Here is a 24,159-nt window from a genome sequence, read left to right on the forward strand (position 1 = left end):
GCTCGTTCCCAGGCGGCGCGGCTGAATTCCCAAACCACAACAACACTTCAGGAGACAAGCCCATGGATACCCCCGCCCGCCTTCCCCGTCACGCCACCAAGATCGTCGCCACCCTTGGCCCGGCTTCCAACACGCTGGAGCTGCTCGAACAGATGATCCTGAACAAGGTCAGCGTGGTGCGGCTGAACTTCAGCCACGGCACGGCGCAGGACCACATCGACCGCGCGGCCATGGTGCGCGAGGCCGCGCGCCGCACCGGCCGCGAGGTCGCGATCATGGCCGACCTGCAGGGCCCGAAGATCCGCGTCGGCAAGTTCGCCGAAGGCAAGGTCTGGCTGGAGCCCGGCGCGAAGTTCGTGCTGGACGCGGCACGCACCGAACCCGGGGACATCAACGGCGTCGGCCTCGACTACAAGGACCTGCCGCGCGACGTGAAGGCCGGCGACAGGCTGCTGCTGAACGACGGCCTGATCGTGCTGACGGTCGATGCGGTCAAGGGCGAGACCGTGCTGACCACGGTCAAGCTCGGCGGCGAGCTGTCCAACAACAAGGGCATCAACAAGCAGGGCGGCGGCCTCACCGCGCCGGCCCTGACCGGCAAGGACATGGAGGACATCAAGACCGCGATGAGCTTCAAGGCCGACTACGTGGCGGTGAGTTTTCCGAAGAACGCGACCGACATGGAAATGGCGCGCCAGCTCTGCAACGTGGCCGCGGCGGAGCATGGCCACAAGCCGGGCCTCATCGCCAAGATCGAGCGCGCCGAGGCGATCCCCAAGCTGGAAGAGATCATCCGCGCCAGCGACGGCATCATGGTGGCGCGCGGCGACCTGGCCGTGGAAGTGGGCAACGCGGCCGTGCCGGCGCTGCAGAAGAAGATGATCCGCATGGCGCGCGAGATGGACCGCGTGGTCATCACCGCCACGCAGATGATGGAGTCGATGATCACCAACCCGGTGCCCACCCGCGCCGAGGTCAGCGACGTGGCCAACGCCGTGCTCGACGGCACCGACGCCGTGATGCTCTCGGCCGAGACCGCCTCGGGCCGCTACCCGCTCGAGACGGTGCAGGAAATGAGCCGCATCTGCGAAGCCGCCGAAGCGGCCGAGGACAAGACGCTCGACACCGACTTCAGTGGCCACACCTACAACCGCATCGACCAGTCGATCGCGATGGGCGCGCTGTTCACGGCGCACCACCTGGGCGCCAAGGCGATCGTCGCGATGACCGAATCGGGCTCGACGCCGCTGTGGATGAGCCGGCATGCCGCGCACATCCCGGTCTACGCATTGACCTCGCGCCTCGCCACGCAACGCAAGATGGCGCTCTACCGCAACGTGCGCCCGCTGCTGATGGATTCGCAAAGCGACCGCGACACCGCCCTGGACCAGGCCGAGGCGCACCTGAAGAAGCGCGGCATCGTGCAGAGCGGCGACGTGTACGCGATCACCTGCGGCGAGCCGATGGGCGCGCCCGGCGGCACCAACATGCTGAAGATCTGCCGGGCCACCTGATCGGGGCGTGAGGGGCCGGATGATTGCACTCGATCACCCGACTCATTCAGGCTGCGGCCCGGACTCGCGAATCCATGTCGCGCTGTCCGGCGTATTGAAGCCATGACTCACGCCCCCTTCGTGCGCCGTGCCGCGTTGTTCGTTGCCGCCATTGGCGCCGCGCTGCTGTCGGCCTGCTCGCCCGCCAGGCTGCTGGACCGAGCAGTGCCGCAGGACACCTACGATTTCAAGGGCGACGTGGCCTATGGTCCGGCGCCGCGACAGAGGCTGGACGTGTTCCGGCCGCTGCCAGCCGCATTGCCGGCAGCGGGGCGACGGCCCCTCGTGGTGTTCTTCTTCGGCGGCGCCTGGACCACCGGCGACCGGGCCGGCTTCCGCTTCGTCGGCGAAGCGCTGGCGTCGCGCGGGGCGGTGGTTGTGCTGCCCGACTACGGGCTGTCGCCCGCGTTCAGGTATCCCGTGTTCGTGCAGGACAGCGCGCTAGCCGTCAAATGGGCGCTCGACAACGCGGCGCGCCTCGGCGCCGATCCGAAGCAGGTCTATGTGATGGGCCACAGCGCGGGCGGTTACAACGCGGCGATGGTGGCGCTGGACGATCGCTGGCTCGGCGCGGTCGGCGCGAGCCCGAAGCAACTCGCCGGCTGGATCGGCCTGGCCGGCCCCTACGATTTCCTGCCCATCGAGAACCCCGACGCCAGGATCGCCTTCGACTGGCCCGCCACGCAGCCCGAGTCGCAGCCCATTGGCCATGTCTCGGCCGCGGCGCCACGCACGTTGCTCATGGCGGTGAGCAAGGACACGCTGGTCAATCCGGTCCGCAACACCCGGCAAATGGCCGAGCGGCTGCGCGCCGCGGGCGTCGACGTAGAGGTGCGCGAGTTCGACAACCTGGGCCACGTGACACTGATTGCCGCGGTTGCGAAGCCGCTCCGGTGGCTGGGTGGCCCGGTTCTGCCGCCGATCGTGAAATTCCTCGGGTTGCCGTAGGCGCACATCGACGCGTGTGTGGTCAATGCCCGCCGCTGCGCCGGGAGGGCGTCGATAGAATCAGCGGCTGTACTTTTTCCTTATCCCCCTAACACATATCGCGAGGCAACCCCATGGCACTTGTATCGATGCGCGAGCTGCTGGACCACGCAGCCGCTAACGGCTACGGCATTCCGGCATTCAACGTCAACAACCTCGAGCAGGTCCAGGCCGTCATGGAAGCGGCCAAGGAAGTCGGCGCTCCCGTCATCCTGCAAGCCAGCGCCGGCGCCCGCAAATACGCTGGCGAGGCGTTCATCAAGCACCTGATCCAGGCGGCCATCGAGGCCTACCCCACCGTACCGCTGGTCATGCACCAGGACCACGGCCAGAGCCCCGAGGTCTGCAAGGGCGCCATCGACCTGGGCTTCAGCTCGGTGATGATGGACGGCTCGCTCGAAGCCGACGGCAAGACCATCGCCAGCTACGAATACAACGTCGAGACCACCAAGAAGGTGTCCGACATGGCGCACCGCGTGGGCGTGACCGTCGAAGGTGAACTCGGCTGCCTCGGCTCGCTGGAAACCATGAAGGGCGACAAGGAAGACGGCCACGGCACCGACGCCACCATGACGCGCGAGCAACTCCTGACCGACCCCGAGCAGGCGGCCGACTTCGTCAAGCGCACGCAGATCGACGCGCTGGCCATCGCCATCGGTACCAGCCATGGCGCCTACAAGTTCACGCGCAAGCCCACTGGCGACATCCTGGCAATCGACCGCATCAAGGAAATCCACCGCCGCATTCCCAACACCCACCTGGTGATGCACGGTTCGTCGAGCGTGCCGCAGGACCTGCTGGCGATCATCCGCCAGTACGGCGGCGCGATGAAGGAGACCTTCGGCGTGCCGGTCGAGGAAATCCAGGAAGCCATCAAGCACGGCGTGCGCAAGATCAACATCGACACCGACATCCGCCTGGCCATGACTGCCGCGGTGCGCAAGTTCCTGTTCGAGAATCCCGAGAAGTTCGACGCCCGTGAATGGCTCAAGCCCGCGCGCGAAGCCGCCAGGCAGATCTGCAAGCAACGCTACATCGAGTTCGGCTGCGAAGGCCAGGGCGCGAAGATCAAGGGCGACAACCTGCAGATCGTCGCCGCCCGGTACGCCAAGGGGGAACTCGCGCAAGCGGTGGTCTGATCCCCGCCCGGACGCGATGCAGGCCACCGTTCGCGGTGGCTTTTTTCTGCGCGCACAATCGACACCCCCCGCTTCGTTTTCCATATCGCTACCAGCCCATGACGACCGTCCACACGTCCTCCATCAAGAGCCTGCCCCTGCTTGCGCGCGGCAAGGTGCGCGACAACTACACCGTCGGCGACGATCGCATCCTGATGGTGGCGAGCGACCGGCTGAGCGCCTTCGACGTGATCATGGGCGAGCCGATCCCCGGCAAGGGCGAGATCCTCACGCAGATGGCGCTGTGGTGGTTCGACCGCCTCGGCCACATCTGCCCGAACCACCTGACCGGCGATGCGCCCGAGAGCGCCGTCCAGCCCGACGAAGTGGCGCAGGTCACGGGCCGCTCGATGCTCGTCAAGCGCCTGAAGCCGATCCCGGTCGAGGCCGTGGTGCGCGGCTACCTGGCCGGCAGCGGCTGGAAGGAATATCAAGAGAACCGTGCCGTCTGCGGCGTGCCGCTGCCCGAAGGCCTCACCAACGCAAGCAAGCTGCCGTTGCCGATCTTCACGCCTGCGGCCAAGGCGGCGGCCGGCGAACATGACGAGAACATCAGCTATGACCGCGTGGTGGAAATCGTCGGCCCCGCGCTGGCCCAGCAGATCCGCGAGACCAGCATCCAGCTCTACGAGACCGCCGCCGAGATCGCGCTGGGCCAGGGGATGATCATTGCCGACACCAAGTTCGAGTTCGGCCTCGACGAAGCCGGCACGCTGGTGCTGATGGACGAGGTGCTGACGCCCGACAGCTCGCGCTACTGGCCCGTCGAAGGCTACGAGGAGGCGCTGCGCACGGGCGCGAATCCGCCAAGCTACGACAAGCAGTTCGTGCGCGACTGGCTGGAGGCCACCAAGATCAACGGCAAGCCCTGGGACAAGACGCCGCCCGCGCCGCGACTGCCTGCCGACGTGATCCAGAAGACCGCCGCCAAGTACCGCGAGGCTCTGGAGCGGCTGACCGGATAAGCCAACAGTTTCCGGCCGCCGAGTCAATGTGAATAAGTCACAAATGCTGCGGCAATAGTCCCCACCTGCCAGCGTACAGAATCCGCAAACTCTTCTCATCCCAACGATTGAGGAGAGCGAAATGAATCTGGCAACCCAACCGCAGACCTGGACCTCTTACAGCCCCGCGAGCATGCCGCCGCCGGAAGCCTTGCATGCGGGCATGCTGGCCCGCGTGCTCGACGAAATCGACCACGGGCTGATGTTGGTGGACCTCACCGGGCGCATCCTGCACGCAAACCATCCGGCGCTGCGCGAACTCGCAGCGCAGCGCACCTTGCGCAATGTCGACGGCATGCTCAATGCTGCGCAGAACGGTTGGCAAACCCCGATCCGCCAGGCGTTGAAGGATGCGGAGCGCGGCTGCCGCAGCATCGTCGAACTGGAGCACGCGACCGAGCCACTGTCGCTCGCCTTCATTCCGCTGGGCCCGCGCGACACCGGCGCCGACGTCGACACCGTGCTCATCATGTGCAGCCGCTCGGCGGGCTGCGAGACCATCACCATGCAGATGTTCGCGCGCGCCAAGCAACTCACCCGCGCCGAGCAGAACGTGCTGGCCCAGCTCTGCGCCGGGCATGGCGCCGAGGAAATCGCGTGCCTTCAGGGCATCTGCCTGTCGACCGTGCGCACCCATATCAAGAACGTGCGGCAGAAGACCGGCAGCGGCAGCATCCGCGAGGTCGTGCACCGCGTCTCGCGCATGCCGCAGGTGGTATCGGCCCTGCGCATGCACGTGAACTGAGAAGGTGCGAATCTTTCTACTGCGGCCGCCGATCTCGGGTCTGCGGTGCTCACTGCACGTGAGTGCAGTTCCGCTCCTCAACCCGACCTCGGCGCCCTCGCTACGAAATCTTCACACCTTCTGAGCCCGCGGGGGACCAAGTCGAGATGGCAGGGCCATCTACTTGAGAGTCCACCCCGATGCGCCTGCGAAGCCATCGCAAGAGGGAAATCGACAAGCGGTCTGGCGAGCACGCAAGGAGCGGCTCGCCGAGGTCGGCCCTATATATTCGGTGGATGCCGCCGTCCGCCTCCGAATCGCATGCCGACTCGACTTCCATCCTGCCTTCCCACGTGCTCAAGCTGGCCGCCCTGGGCGTGCAGCGCCGCTACCGGACGCATGCGGTGCTGATCAACGAGGGCGATCGGGGCGATGCGATCTACGTCGTGCTCGCCGGTCGGTTGCGTGCCTTCGTTTCCGATTCGCGCGGACGCGAGGCCACGCTCAGTCACCATGGTCCGGGCGAGTACGTGGGAGAGATGTCGCTCGATGGCGGCCTGCGTTCAGCCAGCGTGCAGGCGGTGGAGCCGACGCTCTGCGCCGTGGTCACGCGCGAGACCGTGCTGCGCCACATCGCGGCCGAGCCGGAGTTCGCGATGGGCCTGATCCTGCGCCTGATCCGTCGCGCCCGCCTGGCCACCGAAAGCGCCCGCAGCATGGCGCTGCTCGACGTGTACACCCGCCTCAAGCTGCTGCTGGAGCAACGCGCGCAGGTACAAGCCGACGGCACGCTGGTGGTCGGCCGCCTCACGCACCAGACCATCGCCAGCGAGATCGGCTGCTCCCGCGAAATGGTGAGCCGCCTCCTGATGGACCTCAAGCGCGGCGACTACCTGCTCGATGAACGAAGCACCCTGACCATACTCAAGCCGCTGCCCGCGCGCTGGTAGGGCTGTGCAAGCCTGAGGTGCTCAAACATTGTGAAAGCTGCGCCTCCTTCACAGTTCGGTGCGGCGAGCCAGGCAGAGTCCAACCTCATCGACTTCAGCAGTGACGGCAGCATGGACGCCTGGACCGCTCCGCCGGCGCCTTCCGGCAGCAGTGTCGCCGGCCAAGCCGGTGCGCGCTTCAACGACGGAGCCCGCCCTCCCACGTCAAGGCGGCGGTGCCGTCCGCAGGCCGAGGTCCAACACCGCCAGAGGCATCGAGCGCCCATCGAGCAGCGTGAGTTGGCCGCCCTTGACGGTGTAGCCGGCGGTCGCTTCGAGCGCGGCCAGGAAGCGTCCTTCCAGCCTGGATCGGTCGGCGTCGATGCAGGCCTTGCGGGTCGAGGCGAGCGGCCCGATGCGCAGCGCATTGCCGCCGCGCCTGTAGCCGCCCGAGAGGTTGTTGCAGCCGCCGCTGCCGCTGACCCGCTGCGTGCCGGCGTCGAATTGGATGGTGGGGTCGATTTTCGGATCTGCACCGAACATCACCTGTTGGCCATCGAGTTGTGTCAGCCGCCAGGGCGTGCCTTCCAGAGGCTCGTCGAGGCTCACGCTGGAGCAGGCCGAGAGCGCGGCCAATGCGATTCCGGCGCAGGCGAGGCGCGCCGCGCTGCGTAGCCGAGAGGCGGCCGAAGGGGCCGGAGCCTGCGATGGGATTGAGGCCATGTTGCGTGCGCCGTCCAGGGGCGAATCAGCTCAGGACGACGCTGCTCAGGCGGCGCCGGTACGTCGACACGGTCGGGTCGGCGGGCGGGATCTGCCCGTCGGCGACCTTGACTTTCGGCGGCTCGATGATTTCGAGGATGGCCACGTAGGTCTTGCGCGCCAGCTCCTCGCTCCAGCCCTTGTCGCGCATGAGGATCTCCAGCAGTTCGTCCATCGCGTCGGTCCATTGCTGGGCGGCCATCAGCAGGCGGGCGCGGTCGAAGCGGGCGGGGAAATCGCGCTTGGCGACGGCGATCTTTGCGTCGAGGTCGGCCAGCGCGGGCGCGGCGCCGGTCGGCGGGCTCGCGAAGTCGACGGCGTCCATCCAGCGCTGCAGCGCGTCGAAGCGGCGCACCAGCGAGACCTTGCTGATGACTGGCGCGAAAGCCACCTTCGCATCGTCGTCGCGGCCCTCCTGCAGCAGCAGCTTGATGTAGTCGAAGCGCGCGTCGTCGTTGGACGGGTCGGTGGCCACCGCGTGCTGCAGTTTTTCGAGCGCGCCCTCGGTGTCGCCTTCGGCCAGCGCGTCCAGCGCGGCTTCTTCCTGCGCGGCGGCTTCGAGCTCCTCGGCGGCGGGCACGTGCTTGTCGAGGAAGGTGCGGATGTCCGCGGCGGGAATGGCGCCGACGAAGCCGTCCACCGGCTGGCCGCCCTTGAACATCACGCAGAACGGGATGCTGCGCACGCCGAACATCTGGCTGAGCTGCTGCGAGATCTGCGGCACCTTGTCGGCGTCGAGCTTGGCCAGCATGAAGCGGCCGGCGTATTCGACCTCGAGTTGTTCGAGCACGGGCCCGAGCTGCTTGCAAGGGCCGCACCATTCGGCCCAGATGTCCAGCAGCACGGGTACGGCCATCGAGCCATCGATGAGCTCGGTCTGAAAGTTGTCCAGGGTGATGTCGATCATCGGGAAAGGTGGGTCAAACGTAAAATTGCAACCATGAACCAAGCAATCCAGGTCGGTGTGGTGATGGGCTCGAACTCCGACTGGGAGACGATGCGCCACGCCGTCGAGATTCTCCAGCAATTCGGCATTGCGCACGAAGCGCAAGTGGTCTCTGCCCATCGCATGCCCGACCAACTCTTCGCCTACGCCGAGAACGCAGCCCCGCGCGGCCTCGCCGCCATCATCGCAGGCGCGGGCGGCGCGGCCCACCTGCCGGGCATGCTCGCGTCCAAGACGACGGTGCCGGTGCTCGGCGTGCCGGTCGCCAGCCGGCACCTGCAGGGTGTCGATTCGCTCTACAGCATCGTGCAGATGCCCAAGGGCGTGCCGGTCGCCACCTTCGCCATCGGCAATGCGGGCGCGGCCAACGCGGCGCTGTTCGCGGTGGCCATGCTGGCCGTGAACAACCCGCGCCTGCGGACCCAGCTCGACACCTTCCGCGCAGCGCAGACGGCCACGGCGCAAGCCATGACCTTGCCGCCGCCGGGCGCGGATGCCGCGTCGCCCGGCGCCGCAGCCCCGCTCTTCTCGCCGCAAGGCGGGGGCGCGCTGTGAGCGTGGCGCGCGAGAACGGCGCACCCATTCTTCCCGGCGCCACGCTCGGCGTGATGGGCGGCGGGCAGCTCGGCCGCATGTTCGTGCACGAGGCGCAGCGCATGGGCTACGCCACGGCGGTGCTGGACCCGGACCCGGACAGCCCGGCTGGGCAAGTCAGCCACCACCACGTCTCTTCCGGCTATGCGGATGTCGACGGCCTGGCGCGGTTGGCCGGCCTGGCGGACGCCATCACCACCGAATTCGAGAACGTGCCCGCGCCTTCGCTGCAGCACCTCGCCGTGGCGCGGCCCGTTTCCCCGGCCGCGGCGTCCGTGGCGATTGCGCAGGACCGCATCCGCGAGAAGTCGCACTTTATCCGCTGCGGCGTGAGCTGTGCGCCGCATGCGGTGCTTCAGGACCAGGCCGACCTGGCCACCGTCGGCGACGAACTGCTGCCCGGCATCCTGAAGACCGCGCGCCTCGGCTACGACGGCAAGGGCCAGCAGCGTGTGCGCACGCGCGACGAGTTGGCCGCGGCATGGCAGGCCGCTGGCGGCGTCGCCTGCGTGCTCGAAAAGATGCTGCCGCTGGACTTCGAATGCTCGGTGATCGTGGCGCGCGGCCGCGATGGCCTGATGGTGCACCTGCCGCCGCAGCGCAACCTGCACCGCGACGGCATCCTCGCGGTGACCGAGGTCCATGAATACAGCATGCCCGCCGACGTGGCGCAGCAGGCCACGGCCGCGGCCCGCTCGATCGCGGAGGGCCTCGAATACGTCGGCGTGCTGTGCGTCGAGTTCTTCGTGCTGATGGACGGCACCCTGGTCGTCAACGAAATGGCACCGCGGCCCCACAACAGCGGCCACTGGAGCATGGACGCGAGCGACATCTCGCAGTTCGAGCTGCAGGTACGCACGCTGGCCGGCCTGCCGCTCACGCAGCCGCGCCAGCACAGCCCCGCGATCATGCTGAACCTGCTGGGCGACCTGTGGTTCCCCGACAGCGACACGCCCCGCGAGCCACCGTGGGCCGACGTGCTCGCGCTCCCGGGCGTGCACCTGCATCTCTACGGCAAGGCGGAAGCGCGACGTGGCCGCAAGATGGGCCACCTCAACGTGACCGGCGCCGACATCGATGCGGTGCGCGGGACGGCCGATTTCGTGGCGGCCTTGCTGGGCTTGCCGATACCGCTGTCGGAATGAGCGTGCGTATTCCATGATCCTCGACGGCCACTCGCCCGATGCCATCCACCAGGCCGCGGCGCGGTTGCGCGCCGGTGGGCTGGTTGCCTTTCCCACCGAGACGGTCTACGGCCTGGGGGCGGATGCCGCCAGCGACGCGGCGGTGGCAGGCATCTTTGCGGCCAAGGGGCGCCCGAGCGACCACCCGTTGATCGTGCATGTGGCTGCCGGCGCCGCCGGCGCGGAGGCGGTGGCGCGTTTCGCGCAGCCGCTGCCGCCGTTCGCCGAATTGCTGGAGAAGGCGTTCTGGCCCGGTCCGCTGACCTTGATCGTTTCGCGCCAGCCCGGCGTGGGCGCGGCCGCGGCCGGCGGGCAGGACACCATCGGCCTGCGCTGCCCGGCGCATCCGGTGGCACAGGCGCTGCTGGTGGCCTGCCTGGCGCAGGACGTTCCCGGCCTGGCCGGGCCGAGCGCCAACCGCTTCGGCCGCGTGAGCCCGACCACAGCGGCGCATGTGCACGATGAGTTCGGCGACGGCCTCATGGTCATCGACGGCGGCCCATGCCATGTCGGCATCGAGTCGACCATCATCGATTGCAGCCGCGGTGCGCCGGTGTTGCTGCGGCCCGGCGGCATCACGCGCGCGCAGATCGAGGCCGCCTGCGGCGAGCGGGTGCGCGATCCCGCCGAACTGGCCCAGCCCGACCCGCGCGCCTCCGGCACGCTGGAAGCGCACTACGCGCCCCATGCCAAGGTGCGCCTGATGGACGCGCGCGCGTTGCAGACCGGGCTCGATGTGCTCGGGGCCGAGGCAGCGCATATCGCGGTGTGGTCGCGCAGCCTGGTCAAGAGCCGCTCGCAGCGCGTGCTGCAGCGGCGCATGCCGGATGACGCGGTGGCGGCGGCGCAGCAACTCTTTGCAGTGCTGCGCGAATTCGATGCGGGCGGCGCCCGCCTGATCTGGATCGAGACGCCGCCCGATGCGCCCGAGTGGGAAGGCGTGCGCGACCGGCTTCGGCGCGCCGCGGCGGCGGATTGACGACTCCGTAGTTCGAACGCCGCCGTTCGCTTCCTGCACGGTTTCGGGCGTCAAGGCGGCCGGCCGCGCGGCGCCGCCATACGCAGCCCCGGCGGCCTGCCAAGCCTTCCAGCCCCGCCGCTACTTCAGCGTGTTGAACAACGTGCGCGCGGCGAGGAGGCAGAACGGCGGCTCGTAGGTGCCGTGGTACTTGCCGTAGTAGGCGGCGAAGTCGGGCGATGCCGGGTCGGTCGGCGCTGCGCCGCCCGGCCCGTAGGTGGCCTGGATCTGGGAGTCCACGTCCAGGCTGGTCACCGTCGTCACGCCGCGCGCCTGGAAGTCCGCCATCAGCGGGACCATGTGCGCCGCCGGCGGCACGGTCGGGTCGCCGGCGCCGCCGCACAGCAGGGTGCTGGCCTTGGGGCTCCAGCCAAGCAGGTCGTTCTTCTTCGCGGCCAGGTACAGCGTGCTGGTCTTGTCTGTCTGTACCCTGGACATGAAAGCCGGCTGGAACAGCGCATCGCGCGCCTGGGCCGGCGTCTCCCCGTTGGCGCCGGGCACGGCGCCGCTGGTCACGAGCGTCGTGTAGCTGAGGGTCGGGCTGGGGAGCAGGTCGGCGATGCTGCCGAACTTCGTGTCATAGGCGGCGCTGGTGTAGGCGTCCTGGTAGACCACGCTGGTGTTCGCGTACACGTCACCGTAGACCTTCTGGTACGAATTGACGAGGAATGGCACGAAGATCTGGTAGCCGGCGATGGCGTCGGTGGACCTGAGCGTGTTCGACAGGTAGTAGGGGCCGGCCAGGTGGGCGGCCGCCACGACGTTGAACTCGGCGGCGTTGTCGCGTTCGGCGGCCCGGTGCGCGGACATCGACGAGTGGCCGCCCTGCGAGTAGCCGGTGAACATCACCTTGCCCGACAGCAGCGCTCCCTGACTGGTCGCCGCCAGGCGCGCGGCGCGCAAGGAGTCCACCACTGCGCTGGCTTCCGAGTCGGCATGCAGGTAAGGGTGGAATGCGTAGGTCGACCTGGCATAGCCGAGGTAGTCGGTGGCCACCACCGCGTAGCCCTGCGCCGCGAACATGGCCAGGAGCAATTGCGTCTCACCGTCCTGCGGATTGGCCATGGTGCGCGATTTCGACACTTCGGTGCCCCGGGCATAGGCCAGCAGCGGCGCGGCGGTGCTGGCGCAAGCCCCGGCCGGCAACAGCAGCACGCCCGATGCATTGGCCGGCTCGCCCTTGACGCCGATGGTGTTGTAGTGGATCGGCACGAGCTTGACGTCGCACTTGGCCTTGCCGCTGAGGGCCTGCAAGCCGCTGGCACTGGTGGCGCCGTTGATCTGGGCGGCGGTGAACGTGGTCGCCACCATGGCGGGTTCACGCAGGGAGCTTGGCGCGGGAGTCTCGGGGGTGGTTGCCGCCGGCGCGGTGGCGGTGGGCGCGACGATCGGCAGGAACGCGTTGCCGCCGCCTCCCCCGCCGCATGCCGTCAAGACGGCGGCCGCAGCCGCCACGCTCCACATCTGGAAGTGTTTCATTTGTTTCCCTGAATGTTGTTTTGAACGAAGACGCTGGCCATCCTAGCCCATCACCTACGCCAAAAGAACTACCCGAGGAGATTGAAACGGGGGGCCGCTTCGAAAGCGGTTCAGTCTTGCGTGGCCCAGTCCACCAGCGCATCGAAGGCCGGGCGCGCGGCGGCGGCATTGGCATGGTTGGCGATGGCCACCAGCACGTAGCGGCGGCCGCTTTCGCCATCGACATAGCCTGCCACCCCGGCCACGTCGCGCAGCGACCCGGTCTTGAGGTGCGCGGTGCCGCCGGAGCGCAGGGTGCGCTGCTTCAACGTGCCGTCCACGCCACTGGCGGGCAGTGAGGACATCAGCTCGGGCATCACCGGCGAGCGCCATGCATGCTGCAGCATCCTGGCCAGCGCCGCCGCGGTGATGCGCTCCTCGCGCGACAGGCCGGAGCCGTTGTCGAGCATCGGCTGGCCTTCGCCGGTGCCGATGCGGTCGTTCCACCACTGGCGCACGGCGGTGCGCGCGCCGTCGAGCGTGCCGCGGTTCTTCTGCTGCAGCCCGAGGGTGAGGAACAACTGCTGCGCCATCACGTTGTTGCTGTACTTGTTGATGTCGCGGATCACCTCGGCCAGCGGGGGCGAGACAGCCTCGAAAGCCGGCTTGAGCCCGGCCGGCACGCGGCCTTCGCGCACCTGGCCCTTGAGCTGGTTGCCCATGTCGTTCCACATGCCGCCGACCGCGCGCACCGCATAGCTGCGTGGATCGGCATAGGCGACGGCCCAGGTCTTCTCGCCGCAGGCCGCCGCAAAACTGCCGCCGAAGCGGATGCGCGTCGGGTCGCTGAAATCGGCGCGAAGGCTGGTGCGGTAGTCGCCGCATCCTTCGTTCGACAGGGGCACCGTCGACTGCATCGCGACGCCCGCGAGCGAGGGCTCGAAGTTGACCTGCGCGACCTGGGCCTGCCGGTCGGGCGCGAAGGTCATCACCACCGACTTGAAGTTGATCAGCAGCGCGTCCGGCGATGCGTTGTAGGGCCGCAGCGGCTCGCCGTCGAAGGCGGCGGGGTCGGGCTCGCTCTGGTTCTCGAAGGCGCTGCGGTCGATCACGATGTCGCCGGTCACGCTATGGATACCGAGTCCCTGCACGCGGCGCATCAGCAGCCAGAGCCGCTCGACCACCAGCTTCGGATCGCCTTGCCCCTTGATGTAGAGGTTGCCGTTGAGAACGCCGTTGCTCACCGGGCCGTCGATGTACACGGGCGTGGTCCAGGTGTAGGCGGGGCCGAGCAGGTCGAGCCCGGCATAGGTGGTGACCAGCTTCATGACCGATGCGGGGTTCACCGGCGCTTGCGAACGCCAGGCGAGCCGGGGCGGCTTGCCGCCTTCGGCATCGATCACCAGCATCGTCACGGCATCGCGCGGCACCTTGGCGCGCGCCAGCGCCGCGTCGACTTCAGGCGGCAGGCTTTGCTGGGCGGCGGCGCCGATGCTGAACAGCGCGGCAACGGCAAGGGAAACGAGGGGGGCGAATCGCATCGATGGATTATCCCGGCCGGGCGGTGCCGGCAACTGCATCCGCAGCGGGATCGCCATCGGCATCGGCATCGGGACGTGTATTGGCACGGGCATCGACGCCCGGCTCCGTCCCCGCCCCGGAAATGCCCCGCCGACGTAGCAAATACCATGCGGCCGGCATCACCAGCATGCTCAGCAGCGGCGCGCTCAGCATGCCGCCGACCATGGGCGCGGCGATGCGGGTCATCACCTCCGATCCGGTGCCGCTGCCCCACAGGATGGGCAGCAGGCCGGCCATCACGACGGCCACGGTCATGGCCTTGGGCCGCACGCGCAGCACGGCGCCTTCGCGGATGGCGGCGAGCAGGGTCTGCTCAGTCAGGGACTCGCCGGCCGCAAGGCGCCGCGCCAGCGCGTTCTGCAGGTAGACCAGCATGACCACGCCGAACTCGGCCGCCACGCCGGCCAGCGCGATGAAGCCCACGGCAGTAGCCACCGAGACGGCATGCCCGAGCGCCCACACCAGCCACAGGCCGCCGATGAGGGAGAACGGCACGGCGGCCATCACCAGCACCGCATCGCCGAACGACCTGAACAGCAGGTACAGCAACAGGAAGATCACAGCCAGGGTCGCCGGCACCGCCAGCTTCAGTCGCTCGGTCGCACGCTCCAGGTATTCGAACTGGCCGGACCAGGACACCGCATAGCCCGCCGGCAGCTTCACCGACTTGGCGACGGCCGCCTGCATGTCGTTCACGGCGGAGCGCAGGTCGCGGTCGCGCACATCGACATACACCCAGCCGGACAGCCGCGCGTTCTCGCTGCGCAGCATGGGCGGGCCGTCCTCGATGCGGATCCTGGCCACGTCCTGCAGCAGCAGTTGCGCGCCCTTGTCGGTGACGAAGGGCAAGGTGCGCAGGCGTTCCAGCGAGTCGCGGATTTCGCGCGGATAGCGCACGTTGATGGGGTAGCGCTCTCGCCCCTGGATCACCTCGCCGACGTTGTCGCCGCCGATCGCGGTGGACACCACGGCCTGCACGTCGGCCACCGACAGCCCGTAGCGCGCCGCCGCAGCGCGGTCCACGTCGACATCGACATAGCGCCCGCCGGTGAGGCGCTCGGCCAGCGCGGACGACACGCCGGGCACGTTCCTCACCGCCGCTTCGATCTGCGCGGTCAGCGCATCGATGGTGGCCAGGTGCGCGCCCGCGACCTTGACGCCGACGGGGCTCTTGATGCCGGTGGCCAGCATGTCGATGCGGTTGCGGATCGGCGGCACCCAGACGTTGGACAAGCCCGGCACTTGCACGGTGCGGTCCAGCTCCGCGACCAGCTTGTCGGCCGTCACGCCGGCGCGCCACTGGTCGCGCGGCTTGAACTGGATCGTGGTCTCGAACATCTCCAGCGGCGCCGGGTCGGTGGCGGTGTCGGCGCGGCCGGCCTTGCCGAAGACGCGTGCCACTTCCGGGACGGTCTTGATGAGGCGGTCGGTCTGCTGCAGCAGTTCAGCGGCCTTCGACACCGACAGTCCGGGCTGGGCCGACGGCATGTACAGCAGGTCGCCCTCGTCGAGCGGCGGCATGAATTCGCCGCCCAGCCGCAGCAGCGGCACGATGGTCAAGGCCAGCAGGATCGCGGGGACGGCCAGCGTGGCCTTCGGAAAGCGCAGCACCTCTTCGAGGGCGGGCCGGTAGATCGCCATGAGAAAACGGTTCACCGGATTGGCCGCTTCGTGCGGTATGCGGCCACGCACCAGGTAGCCCATCAGCACCGGGAGCAAGGTCACCGACAAACCGGCCGCAGCCGCCATCGCATACGTCTTGGTGAACGCCAGCGGCGAGAAGAGGCGCCCCTCCTGGGCCTCCAGCGAGAACACCGGCACGAAGCTCAGCGTGATCACCAGCAGCGAGAAGAACAGCGCAGGCCCGACCTCCACCGAAGCATCGGCGACCAACCGCCAGCGTTCAGGCGAGTCCGGCCGTCGCCCCTGTCGGGTCTCGAAGGCCTCGATGTGCCTGTGCAGGTTTTCCACCATCACGATGGCGCCGTCGACCATCGCGCCGATGGCGATCGCGATGCCGCCCAGCGACATGATGTTGGCGTTGACACCCTGCCAGTGCATGACGATGAACGCCGCCAGCACGCCGACCGGCAATGCCACCACGGCCACCAGGGCAGAGCGCAGGTGGAACAGGAACACCGCGCACACCAGCGCGACCACGATGAATTCTTCGACCAGCTTGTCGCGCAGGTTGTCGACGGCGCGATCGATGAGCAGCGAGCGGTCGTAGACCGGCACGATCTCGACGCCCGCCGGCAGGCCCGGCTTCAGCGATTCCAGCCGGGCCTTGACCGCCGCGATGGTCGTGCGGGCGTTCTTGCCGGAGCGCATGACCACCACGCCGCCCGCGACTTCGCCCTGCCCGTCCAGCTCGGCGATGCCGCGGCGCATCTCGGGCCCGATCTGCACGGTGGCCACGTCGCGCAGCAGCACCGGCGTGGCGCCGGACAGCGCCAGCGGAATGGTCCTGAAGTCATCGAGCGACTGAAGGTAGCCGCGCGAACGCACCATGTATTCGGCCTCGGCCATCTCGACCACCGAACCGCCGCTGGCCTGGTTGGCCTTCTGCAGCGCATCGACCACCACCGCCTGCGTGATGCCGAGCGAGCGCATGCGGTCGGGGTCCAGCACCACTTGGTACTGCCGCACCATGCCGCCGATGCTGGCGACCTCGGCCACGTCGGGCACGGTCTTCAGTTCGAACCTGAGGAACCAGTCGTTCAGTGCGCGCAGTTGCCCGAGATCGTGGGCGCCAGTGCGATCGACCAGCGCGTACTCGTAGATCCAGCCCACGCCCGTCGCGTCGGGCCCCAGCGTGGCCCTGGCGCCGGCGGGCAACCGGGCCTGCACCTGGTCGAGGTACTCGACGACCCGCGACCTGGCCCAGTACCGATCGGTCTTGTCGTCGAACAATACGTAGACGAACGAGTCGCCGAAGAAGGAGTAGCCGCGCACCGTCTTCGCGCCGGGCACGCCGAGCATGGTGGTGGTCATTGGATAGGTGACCAGGTCCTCGACCACCTGCGGCGCCTTGCCGGGCCAGGGCGTGCGGATGATGACCTGCGTGTCCGACAGGTCCGGCAGGGCGTCGAGCGGTGTCCGCAAGACCGACCAGAGCCCGGCCGCGACGAGCAGCAGCGTCGCCATCAGCACCAGCAGCCGGTTGCCGATGGCCCAGCGGATCAGCGACGCGATCATGGCTTTTGCGGGGCCATGTTGCCGAACACGGTGCGCAAGCGCGCTTCCGAGTCGATGAGGAACTGGCCGCTCGCCACGACCTGCTCGCCCTCGGCCAGCCCCTGGACGATCTCGATGTCATCGCCGAGGTCCGCGCCGAGGGTCACATCGCGCGGCTCGAAGGCGCCCGTGTCCTTGCGCACGATCACGACCGCGCGCCGCCCGGTGCGGATGACGGCCTCCGACGAGACGACCAGGCGCGTGGTCGTCGGCCCTGCCACCTGCAAACGCAACAGCATGCCCGGCACGAGCCTGCGTTGCGCGTTGTCGACCGTGAAGCGCGCCTTCAGGGTGCGCGTGGCGGCATCGATCTGCGGCAGGATCTCGGTCAACTCGCCGTCGAAGGACTGCGTGGCATCGGACTGCAAGATCGCCCTGGCCTTTTGCCCGACGCGGATGCGCATCGCCTGCGCTTCGGGAATCTCGGCAACGGCCCAGACCTTGTCGAGGCCGCCGATGCGGAACAGCGTCATGCCGGGCGTGACGGCCACGCCTTCGCGCACGCCCAGTTCGGTGACGACGCCGCTGGAAGGCGCGGTCAAGGTGAAACGGGCTTGCGCGGTGCCAAGCTTCTCGCTCTGGCGGATGAGGTCCGCGGGAATGGACATCGCCCGCATGCGCTCGCGCGCCGCCGCGATGAAATCCTGCGAAACACCCGAGCGCTGCAAGGCCAGCCACTCGTTCTGAGGCGCCAGCCATTCCGGCGCGAAGACCGTCGCCAAGGGCTGGCCCTTGCGAACCTGCTCCATCGGCGCGCGCACCGCGAGATGCTCGACATAGCCGGCGACACGGGTCTGCACCGCCACGCCGAGCCGTTCGTCGAACTGCACCGAGCCGATGGCGTCGATCGATGTACTCGACTCGATACGTCGCACCGTGGCATGGCGGATGCCGAGGTTCTGCTGCACGGCGGGGTCGATCTTCGTGCCGCTTGTGCTGTCGGCGTCGGCATACACCGGGACGAGCTGCATGTCCATGAAGGGCGACTTTCCGGGCTTGTCGAAGCGCGTGCCGGGGACCATGGGGTCGTGCCAGTAGAGGATCTTTCTTTCGGGCGTGCTACCGGCAGTTTGTGCGGCCGTGTTTGCACCCGTGTCCCCTGCCGCGCTTCCGGTCGCGTTTCCGGTCGCGTCTGCTGCGATGGCCGGCGCGTGCGCAGCGTGCTCGCCGGACGCGTGGCCGAGTGTGCGACCCGCATGAAAGGCGCCACCCGCGACCAGCAATGCAGCGAGCAGCGACAACGCTGCGACATGTGTGCGTTTCATGGTGCCACCTCGTCAGCGAAGGCGATGGGACGGAAGGCCAGTTGGGCCAGCGTCCTGGCCAGGTCGCGCTGCAGCGCCAGCAGCTTGCGTTGCGCCTCGGCTTCCGCATGGCGCGACTCGAACAGCGTGGCCAATGTCGCCTGGTTGGAGCGGTAGGCGGCCATCGCGGCAGAGCTTCTTTGCGCGGCGGTCGCGAGCACGCTGGCGCGGTAGCGCTCGATGCGTTCCCGCAGTCGGCGGGCGTCGCTCTGGAGCGTCTGGTATTGCGTCGTGGCCACGCGCGTGGCTTCGGCCAGGTCTGCTTCGGCCTTGTCGGCCAGGGCCAGCCGCGCCGCGGTGTCGCGGTCCTGGCGCGCGTCGGGCGCCACCGGGATCGGGATGCTCACGCCGAAGGTCACCAGGTCCGAGTAGCCGGTGCGCTGGCCGTAGCCCACCTCCCATGTCCAGTTCGGCGAGCGGTTGCTGGCTGCCACGGCTGCGGCGCGCTTCGCCACTTCCAGGTCGCGCTGCAACGCGGCGACCGTCGGATGGCCGGCCACGTACGCGTCTTCGCCGGGGACCGGCACTTCGGCCAGGGGCGCGAGCGCGTCGGGCATCACGCCGACCCAGCGCTGCAGTGCGAGCCGGGCGGCGTCCTGCTGCTGCAGCGCGTCGCTGGCCTCGTCCTCGGCCGTGCCCCTGGCGACGCCGAGTGCAAGAACTTCCTGGCTGCCCACCGCCGCGGCAGCGAGCCGGGCGCGCGCGGCCTCGAACTCCTCCCGCGCATGGTGTTCCATCGCGGTCGCGAGCTTCGAGGTCTCGGCGGCGTAGAAGGCATCGACATAGGCGAGCGTCGTCTGCAGGCGAATGTCGGCGATGGCCGCGCGCGCCTGCACGGTCTCGCGCTCGACCGTGGCGTCCGCCGCGGCCTGGCGTGCGTTGCGCTTGTCCGTCGACAGCCACTCCTGGCTGATGCCGACACGCTTCATCGTCATCGGCTCGCGCGTGGTGCTGAAGCGGTCAGGCCCGGTGACGGGCAGGTTGTCGATGCCGACACGCAGCGTCGGATCAGGCAACTGGCCAGCGGCGCGTGCGCTCTCGGTCGCGCCCAGGATGCCGGCACGCGACGCGCGCGCGGCGTCGGAGCGCTGGACCGCGAGCTGCAGCGCGGCCTCCAGGGAAAGGGTTGCTGCTGCACTGGCAAGGCAGGGCAGCAGCGCCACGGCCAGCAAGGCCGAACGTATCAGGGGAAAGGACATGGGATCTCCGCAAACGAACGAGGCGATGGCTGGCAAGCGGCCAGGCCGCACCAGCACCGGTCAGGTCGACGGAGATGTCAAACGCGGAGTCTGCGGGTCGCGAGAAAAACGGGATCAGGCGGAGGTCGCTGATCGGGCTCGTTGGCCAATGGCAGGCTCGGGCCTTCGGCCATCGGCGCCAGCGTTGGCGCCGGAAGCACCTGGACCACGATCGGCAGCGAGGGCGTGACCGGCTTGGCCGGCTCGAACGACTGCGACGCGTTGACGGCATGCTGATGGCACAGCACCGGCTGCGCCTCGTCGCTGCCCTCGCACGGCTCGCCCCGGGCCATGCGCTCTGCCATCGACTCGGGCGCGGCCATGGCGGGGCACGAATAGCCGGCCAGCGCCAGTTGCGAGAACAACAGCGACAGCATCACCACGAAGGCGGTGAAGCAGCGATGGGCGGACCGGAGGCGGAACATGTGGGCGGAGTGTAGCGATGGACGCCTGGACGACGTCACACGGCGGCGATACCCGTTCGCCGCCACGTGACTTGCTGCCGGTCCTATGCGAACAGATGCAGGCGGGCGTGATAAAGCAGCGTTACGGTCTTGCCGTCGACGATGCGGCCGTCCGCCACCATGGCGAGCGCTTCGTCGATGCCCAGTTCCAGCACCTCTATGTCTTCGCCTTCATGGGCCAGCCCGCCGCCGTCGCCGATGCGCATCGTGGCATCGTATGGCGCGACGAAGAAGTGCAGCTTTTCAGTGACCGAGCCGGGGCTCATGAAGCATTCGAAGACCTTCTGCACATGGCCCATGCGGTAGCCGAGTTCTTCCTCGACCTCGGCGCGGATGCGCTCCTCGGGCGCGGCATCGTCGAGCAGCCCGGCAGCCGCCTCGATGAGCAGGTCGCCATGACCATTGACGAAGGCCGGGTAGCGGAACTGCCGCGTCAGCAGCACGGTGCGGCGCGCTATGTCGTAGGGCAGCAGCGTGGCGCCGTTGCCGCGGTCGTAGGTCTCGCGCTCCATGGACTGCCACTGGCCGTCGTTGCGGCGCCAGTCGAAGGCGGTCTTCTTCAGTACGTACCAGTTGTCGGAGAGCAGGGTGACTTCGCGCACCCGGACGCGTTCATGCAGGTTCATGGCGGCCATCGTAGGGGCAAAGTCGTGCAGGTTCAAGATAAAACGTGCAGATTCGTGCAGGATTCGCTTAGCATCGCGTCATGCTCACCCGCCAACGCAAGCAACACATCCTCGGCGCGCTGCGGCGCGACGGGCAGGTCATCGCCCGCTCGCTCAGCGAGGAACTGGGCCTGTCGGAAGACACGATCCGGCGCGACCTGCGCGAACTGGCAGCCGAGGGCCTGCTGCAGCGCGTGCACGGCGGCGCGCTGCCGCTCGCGCCGGCCGAGGCCGACTTCGCCGGCCGGGAAAAACTGGCCACGGCCGACAAGCGCCTGATCGGCCGCGCCGCGGCACACATGGTGCTGCCAGGGCAGGTGGTGTTCATCGACGGCGGCACGACGGCCGTGCAGATGGCGCGGCATCTGCCGGCGTCGCTGCGTGCCACGGTGGTCACGCACAGCCCCTCGGTGGCCGTCGAGCTGGCCGGGCATGCGGGTGTCGAGGTGGTGCTGGTGGGCGGGCGTCTGTTCAAGCATTCGGTGGTCGCCGTCGGCGCGGCGGCGTTGCAGACGATCGCGCAGGTCCGTGCCGACACCTTCTTCATGGGCGTGACCGGCGTGCACGCGCAGGCCGGCCTGACCACGGCCGACCTGGAGGAGGCGCACATCAAGCGTGCGCTCATGGCGGCGTCGGCCGAGACGGTGGTGCTGGCGTCCCCGGAAAAGATCGGCGCCGCTTCGGCCTGCGTGATCAACCCGCTGGGCCCGGGCGTCACGCTGCTGGTGGCGCCCACGGCGCCGGCAAAGGCGCTGGCCGCCTTGCGCAAGGCCGGGGCGCGGATCGTGCAGGCCGATCCCGCGGCGTGACCGGTGCCAGCACTTGCGGCGCATTGGCCCCCGCCCGCAGGGGTTGGCGGCCGGCCCTCGATAATCCCCCGATGCCCGCCGCTCCCCGCCTCTCCCCGCGCACCATCGGCATCGGCGCGGCCGTGATCACGGTGCTCGTCTGGACCGCCTTCATCGTCATCGCCCGGGCCTCGGCCGCACGCTCGCTGACGCCCTTCGACATCGCCGTCGCGCGCATGTGCGGCGCCAGCCTGGTGCTGATGCCCTGGGGTGCGTGGCTGGTCCGCAAGGCGCGGCGCGAGGCGGGTGGGGCGCCGGTGGTCAGCTCGCTGTTCGGCCTGTCGCCGCTGGGCCTGCGGGTGACGGCGGTGGGCGGCGTGTTCGGCGGACTGGGCTATGCGCTGCTGGCGTATTCCGGCTTCTTCTACGCGCCTGCGGCGCATGCCTCGGTGCTGTTGCCCGGCAGCCTTCCTCTCTGGACCGCGGTGCTGGCCGCCGTGGTGCTGCGCGATCGGATCACGCCGCTGCGCGCGGCCGGGCTGGCGCTGATCGTGGTCGGGGACCTGCTGGTGGGCGGCAGCAGCCTGCTGCATTCATTCGAGGGCGGCGATGTCTGGAAGGGCGACCTGCTCTTCATGAGCGCCGCCTTCTGCTGGGCCTGCTACAGCATCCTGGCGCGCCGCGAGGGACTCGATGCGGTGCGCGCCACCATCGCGATCACGGTGTTCGCGACGCTGACCTTCGTGCCGGTGTACGCGTTGCTGGCGACGGCCGGCTGGGTCAGCAGCCATCTCGGCAGCGCGCCGGTGGGCGAAATCGCCTTCCAGATGCTGTTCCAGGGGATCGGCTCGGTGGTGATCTCGGGCATCACCTTCACCAAGATGATCCAGTACTTCGGGCCGGTGCGCTCCACCATGATCACGGCGCTGGTGCCGGGTTTGTCGGCCTTTGCCGCCGTGGCCCTGCTGGGCGAGCCATTGCACTGGAGCCTGCTGGCCGGGCTGCTGCTGGTGACGGGCGGCATCCTGTTCGGCGTGCAGCGGGCGCGGCCGGGCGCGCCGGCAACCGCCACGCTCCTGGTGCCTGCCGCGAGGAAAGCCGATGCCTAAGCTGCTCGCCTTCGACACCAGCACCGAGCACCTCTCGGTGGCCGTACGCAATGGCGATGCGCTGTTCGTCCATACCGGCGCCGGTGGCGCGCAGTCGTCCACCACGCTGATCCCGCTGATCCAGCAGCTGCTGGCCGACGCCGGGCTGACGCTGCAGGCGCTGGACGCCATCGCCTTCGGCCGCGGGCCGGGTTCCTTCACCGGGCTGCGCACGGCGTGTTCGGTGGCGCAGGGCCTGGGCTTTGGCGCGGGCGTGCGCCTGCTGCCGATCGACACCCTGCACGCCGTGGCCGAGGAAGCGCGCGAGCGGTCTGGCGTGCGGCGGGTGGTGGCGCTGCTGGACGCGCGCATGGACCAAGTCTATGCGGCGGAATACGACTTCGACGCGGACGCGTGCGCCGGCAGCGAGCCGCGCCTGCTGGCGCCGGAGGAAGTGCATGTGCCCGAGGGTTGGGCATTGGCGGGCAATGCATTCGGGGCGTACGGCGACCGCCTGCCGTCTGCCGCCGCGCGTCTCGAGGTGCTGCCCACCGCGTCCGCCCTGTTGCGGCTCGCCCCTTCGATGATTGCGGCCGGCCGTCTGGTGGCGCCGGCCGACGCCTGGCCGCTCTACGTCCGCGATAAAGTCGCGCAGACCACCGAAGAGCGCATGCGCATCCGCAACGCCACCACCAGCTGAAATCGATGAGCGCCGTACCGCAGCCACCGTTGCAAGCACGCCTGGAGCCGCTCGTTATCGAGCGGCTCGACCAGGTCTGCGCCGTCGAGAACGTCGCCTACACGCATCCCTGGACGCGGGCCAACTTCATCGACTCGCTGCATGCGGGCTACCACTGCCAGCTGCTGGTGGGCCCCTCGCCCGGCGTCGATGGATCGGTGCCGGCGTCTGCCGGGAATCGTGCGACCCGGCGCAGCGCCGCGGACCCTGCGGGGCGAGAGCCGATCGAACTCATCGGCTACTTCGTCGCCATGAAGGGCGTGGACGAGGTGCACCTGCTCAATCTCACCGTGGCCTCCGCGTTCCAGCGCCAGGGCTGGGCGCCGATGCTGCTCGAAACCCTGGCCGGATGGTCGCGCGGGCAAGGCGCGCAATGGCTCTGGCTCGAAGTGCGTGCCTCCAACGCGCGCGCCATTGCCGTCTACGAGCGGGGCGGCTTCCGCCGCGTGGGCGTGCGCAAGGGCTATTACCCGGCGCTGCAGAACCAGCGCGAGGACGCGATCGTCATGAGCCTCCTGCTCAATGAATCGGCCAGCGCCTGGGGCCAGTTGAAATGAGCGCGCTCGCACTGGATGCGCGGCAACGCGCGATGCTGGAGGAGATGGGCGTCAAGGTCTGGTGGCCAGCCGAACCTGTGGTGGCGGAGCTGTTGTTGCGCGATGCCCGCGAGACGGGGACTGCGCCCGACGAGCCGGCAGCGGGTGATGGACGGCCAGAA

General features: G+C 68.8%; 22 protein-coding genes. 13 read left to right on the forward strand and 9 right to left on the reverse strand.

Going from position 1 to position 24,159, the window contains the following annotated elements; translation table 11 throughout:
* Window positions 1–62: 62 nt before the first annotated feature.
* From pyk to HB681_RS34520, 6 genes are all read left to right on the forward strand, one after another.
* Window positions 63–1,514, forward strand: coding sequence for a pyruvate kinase (pyk, locus tag HB681_RS34495; RefSeq protein ID WP_213959397.1), 1,452 nt, complete (start codon window positions 63–65; stop codon window positions 1,512–1,514).
* Between the two features lie 102 nt (window positions 1,515–1,616).
* Window positions 1,617–2,501: an alpha/beta hydrolase gene (locus tag HB681_RS34500; protein ID WP_213959398.1), complete on the forward strand. Its 885-nt coding sequence runs from the start codon at window positions 1,617–1,619 to the stop codon at window positions 2,499–2,501.
* 113 nt (window positions 2,502–2,614) lie between these two features.
* Window positions 2,615–3,679 carry a class II fructose-bisphosphate aldolase gene (gene fba, locus HB681_RS34505; RefSeq protein WP_213959399.1) on the forward strand — a complete coding sequence of 355 codons (1,065 nt, stop codon included), beginning with the start codon at window positions 2,615–2,617 and terminating at the stop codon, window positions 3,677–3,679.
* Between the two features lie 98 nt (window positions 3,680–3,777).
* Window positions 3,778–4,683, forward strand: a complete 906-nt coding sequence (locus HB681_RS34510) for a phosphoribosylaminoimidazolesuccinocarboxamide synthase (RefSeq protein ID WP_213959400.1) — start codon at window positions 3,778–3,780, stop codon at window positions 4,681–4,683.
* 121 nt (window positions 4,684–4,804) lie between these two features.
* Window positions 4,805–5,467, forward strand: coding sequence for a LuxR C-terminal-related transcriptional regulator (locus tag HB681_RS34515; RefSeq protein ID WP_213959401.1), 663 nt, complete (start codon window positions 4,805–4,807; stop codon window positions 5,465–5,467).
* Window positions 5,468–5,742: 275 nt separating this feature from the next.
* On the forward strand, window positions 5,743–6,396 hold the full coding sequence (locus tag HB681_RS34520; protein WP_213959402.1) for a Crp/Fnr family transcriptional regulator: 654 nt from the start codon (window positions 5,743–5,745) through the stop codon (window positions 6,394–6,396).
* A gap of 204 nt (window positions 6,397–6,600) precedes the next feature.
* Here the strand turns inward: HB681_RS34520 and HB681_RS34525 are convergent, their stop codons facing one another.
* Entirely contained in the window at window positions 6,601–7,098 is a 498-nt protein-coding gene (locus HB681_RS34525; protein ID WP_213959403.1) for an META domain-containing protein, read from the reverse strand.
* Between the two features lie 25 nt (window positions 7,099–7,123).
* The gene (locus HB681_RS34530; protein ID WP_213959404.1) at window positions 7,124–8,044 is read right to left on the reverse strand and encodes a tetratricopeptide repeat protein; all 921 of its coding nucleotides are present in this window, start codon (window positions 8,042–8,044) and stop codon (window positions 7,124–7,126) included.
* A gap of 33 nt (window positions 8,045–8,077) precedes the next feature.
* On the opposite strand from HB681_RS34530, the gene purE reads away from it, so the two are divergent.
* From purE to HB681_RS34545, 3 genes are read left to right on the forward strand one after another with little or no spacing between them, the layout of a single operon-like run.
* Window positions 8,078–8,638, forward strand: coding sequence for a 5-(carboxyamino)imidazole ribonucleotide mutase (gene purE / locus HB681_RS34535; RefSeq protein ID WP_213959405.1), 561 nt, complete (start codon window positions 8,078–8,080; stop codon window positions 8,636–8,638).
* A 2-nt stretch (window positions 8,639–8,640) separates the two neighbouring features.
* Window positions 8,641–9,822, forward strand: a complete 1,182-nt coding sequence (locus HB681_RS34540) for a 5-(carboxyamino)imidazole ribonucleotide synthase (RefSeq protein ID WP_345944805.1) — start codon at window positions 8,641–8,643, stop codon at window positions 9,820–9,822.
* Between the two features lie 13 nt (window positions 9,823–9,835).
* A complete protein-coding gene (locus HB681_RS34545) occupies window positions 9,836–10,840 on the forward strand; it encodes an L-threonylcarbamoyladenylate synthase (RefSeq protein ID WP_213959406.1) in 1,005 nt (334 codons plus the stop codon).
* Between the two features lie 120 nt (window positions 10,841–10,960).
* Here HB681_RS34545 and HB681_RS34550 read toward each other — a convergent pair whose 3' ends face one another.
* From HB681_RS34550 to HB681_RS34580, 7 genes are all read right to left on the reverse strand, one after another.
* Entirely contained in the window at window positions 10,961–12,358 is a 1,398-nt protein-coding gene (locus tag HB681_RS34550) for a lipase family protein (RefSeq protein WP_213959407.1), read from the reverse strand.
* 110 nt (window positions 12,359–12,468) lie between these two features.
* Window positions 12,469–13,878 carry a D-alanyl-D-alanine carboxypeptidase/D-alanyl-D-alanine-endopeptidase gene (gene dacB / locus HB681_RS34555; RefSeq protein WP_213959408.1) on the reverse strand — a complete coding sequence of 470 codons (1,410 nt, stop codon included), beginning with the start codon at window positions 13,876–13,878 and terminating at the stop codon, window positions 12,469–12,471.
* Between the two features lie 7 nt (window positions 13,879–13,885).
* A complete protein-coding gene (locus HB681_RS34560) occupies window positions 13,886–17,116 on the reverse strand; it encodes an efflux RND transporter permease subunit (protein ID WP_213959409.1) in 3,231 nt (1,076 codons plus the stop codon).
* Complete coding sequence (locus HB681_RS34565; protein ID WP_213959410.1) at window positions 17,113–18,420, reverse strand: efflux RND transporter periplasmic adaptor subunit; 1,308 nt, start codon at window positions 18,418–18,420, stop codon at window positions 17,113–17,115. The genes HB681_RS34560 and HB681_RS34565 overlap by 4 nt, the downstream gene beginning before the upstream one ends.
* Window positions 18,417–19,658 carry a TolC family protein gene (locus HB681_RS34570; protein ID WP_213959411.1) on the reverse strand — a complete coding sequence of 414 codons (1,242 nt, stop codon included), beginning with the start codon at window positions 19,656–19,658 and terminating at the stop codon, window positions 18,417–18,419. Before HB681_RS34570 ends, HB681_RS34565 begins: the two co-directional genes overlap by 4 nt.
* Before the next feature lie 77 nt (window positions 19,659–19,735).
* Window positions 19,736–20,122 carry a hypothetical protein gene (locus tag HB681_RS34575; RefSeq protein ID WP_213959412.1) on the reverse strand — a complete coding sequence of 129 codons (387 nt, stop codon included), beginning with the start codon at window positions 20,120–20,122 and terminating at the stop codon, window positions 19,736–19,738.
* 83 nt (window positions 20,123–20,205) lie between these two features.
* Window positions 20,206–20,787, reverse strand: a complete 582-nt coding sequence (locus HB681_RS34580; protein ID WP_213959413.1) for a GDP-mannose pyrophosphatase — start codon at window positions 20,785–20,787, stop codon at window positions 20,206–20,208.
* A gap of 80 nt (window positions 20,788–20,867) precedes the next feature.
* Between HB681_RS34580 and HB681_RS34585 the strand changes: the two genes are divergently transcribed.
* From HB681_RS34585 to rimI, 4 genes are all read left to right on the forward strand, one after another.
* Window positions 20,868–21,635 (forward strand): DeoR/GlpR family DNA-binding transcription regulator, encoded by a 768-nt coding sequence (locus HB681_RS34585; RefSeq protein ID WP_213959414.1) that lies wholly within the window; start codon window positions 20,868–20,870, stop codon window positions 21,633–21,635.
* A gap of 71 nt (window positions 21,636–21,706) precedes the next feature.
* Window positions 21,707–22,723: a DMT family transporter gene (locus HB681_RS34590; RefSeq protein WP_213959415.1), complete on the forward strand. Its 1,017-nt coding sequence runs from the start codon at window positions 21,707–21,709 to the stop codon at window positions 22,721–22,723.
* A complete protein-coding gene (gene tsaB / locus HB681_RS34595) occupies window positions 22,716–23,402 on the forward strand; it encodes a tRNA (adenosine(37)-N6)-threonylcarbamoyltransferase complex dimerization subunit type 1 TsaB (protein ID WP_213959416.1) in 687 nt (228 codons plus the stop codon). Before HB681_RS34590 ends, tsaB begins: the two co-directional genes overlap by 8 nt.
* 5 nt (window positions 23,403–23,407) lie before the next feature.
* On the forward strand, window positions 23,408–23,998 hold the full coding sequence (gene rimI, locus HB681_RS34600; RefSeq protein ID WP_213959417.1) for a ribosomal protein S18-alanine N-acetyltransferase: 591 nt from the start codon (window positions 23,408–23,410) through the stop codon (window positions 23,996–23,998).
* Window positions 23,999–24,159 lie beyond the last annotated feature (161 nt).

The sequence above is a fragment of the Variovorax sp. dw_954 genome, from assembly GCF_018449755.1.
Classification (GTDB): Bacteria; Pseudomonadota; Gammaproteobacteria; order Burkholderiales; family Burkholderiaceae_C; genus Variovorax.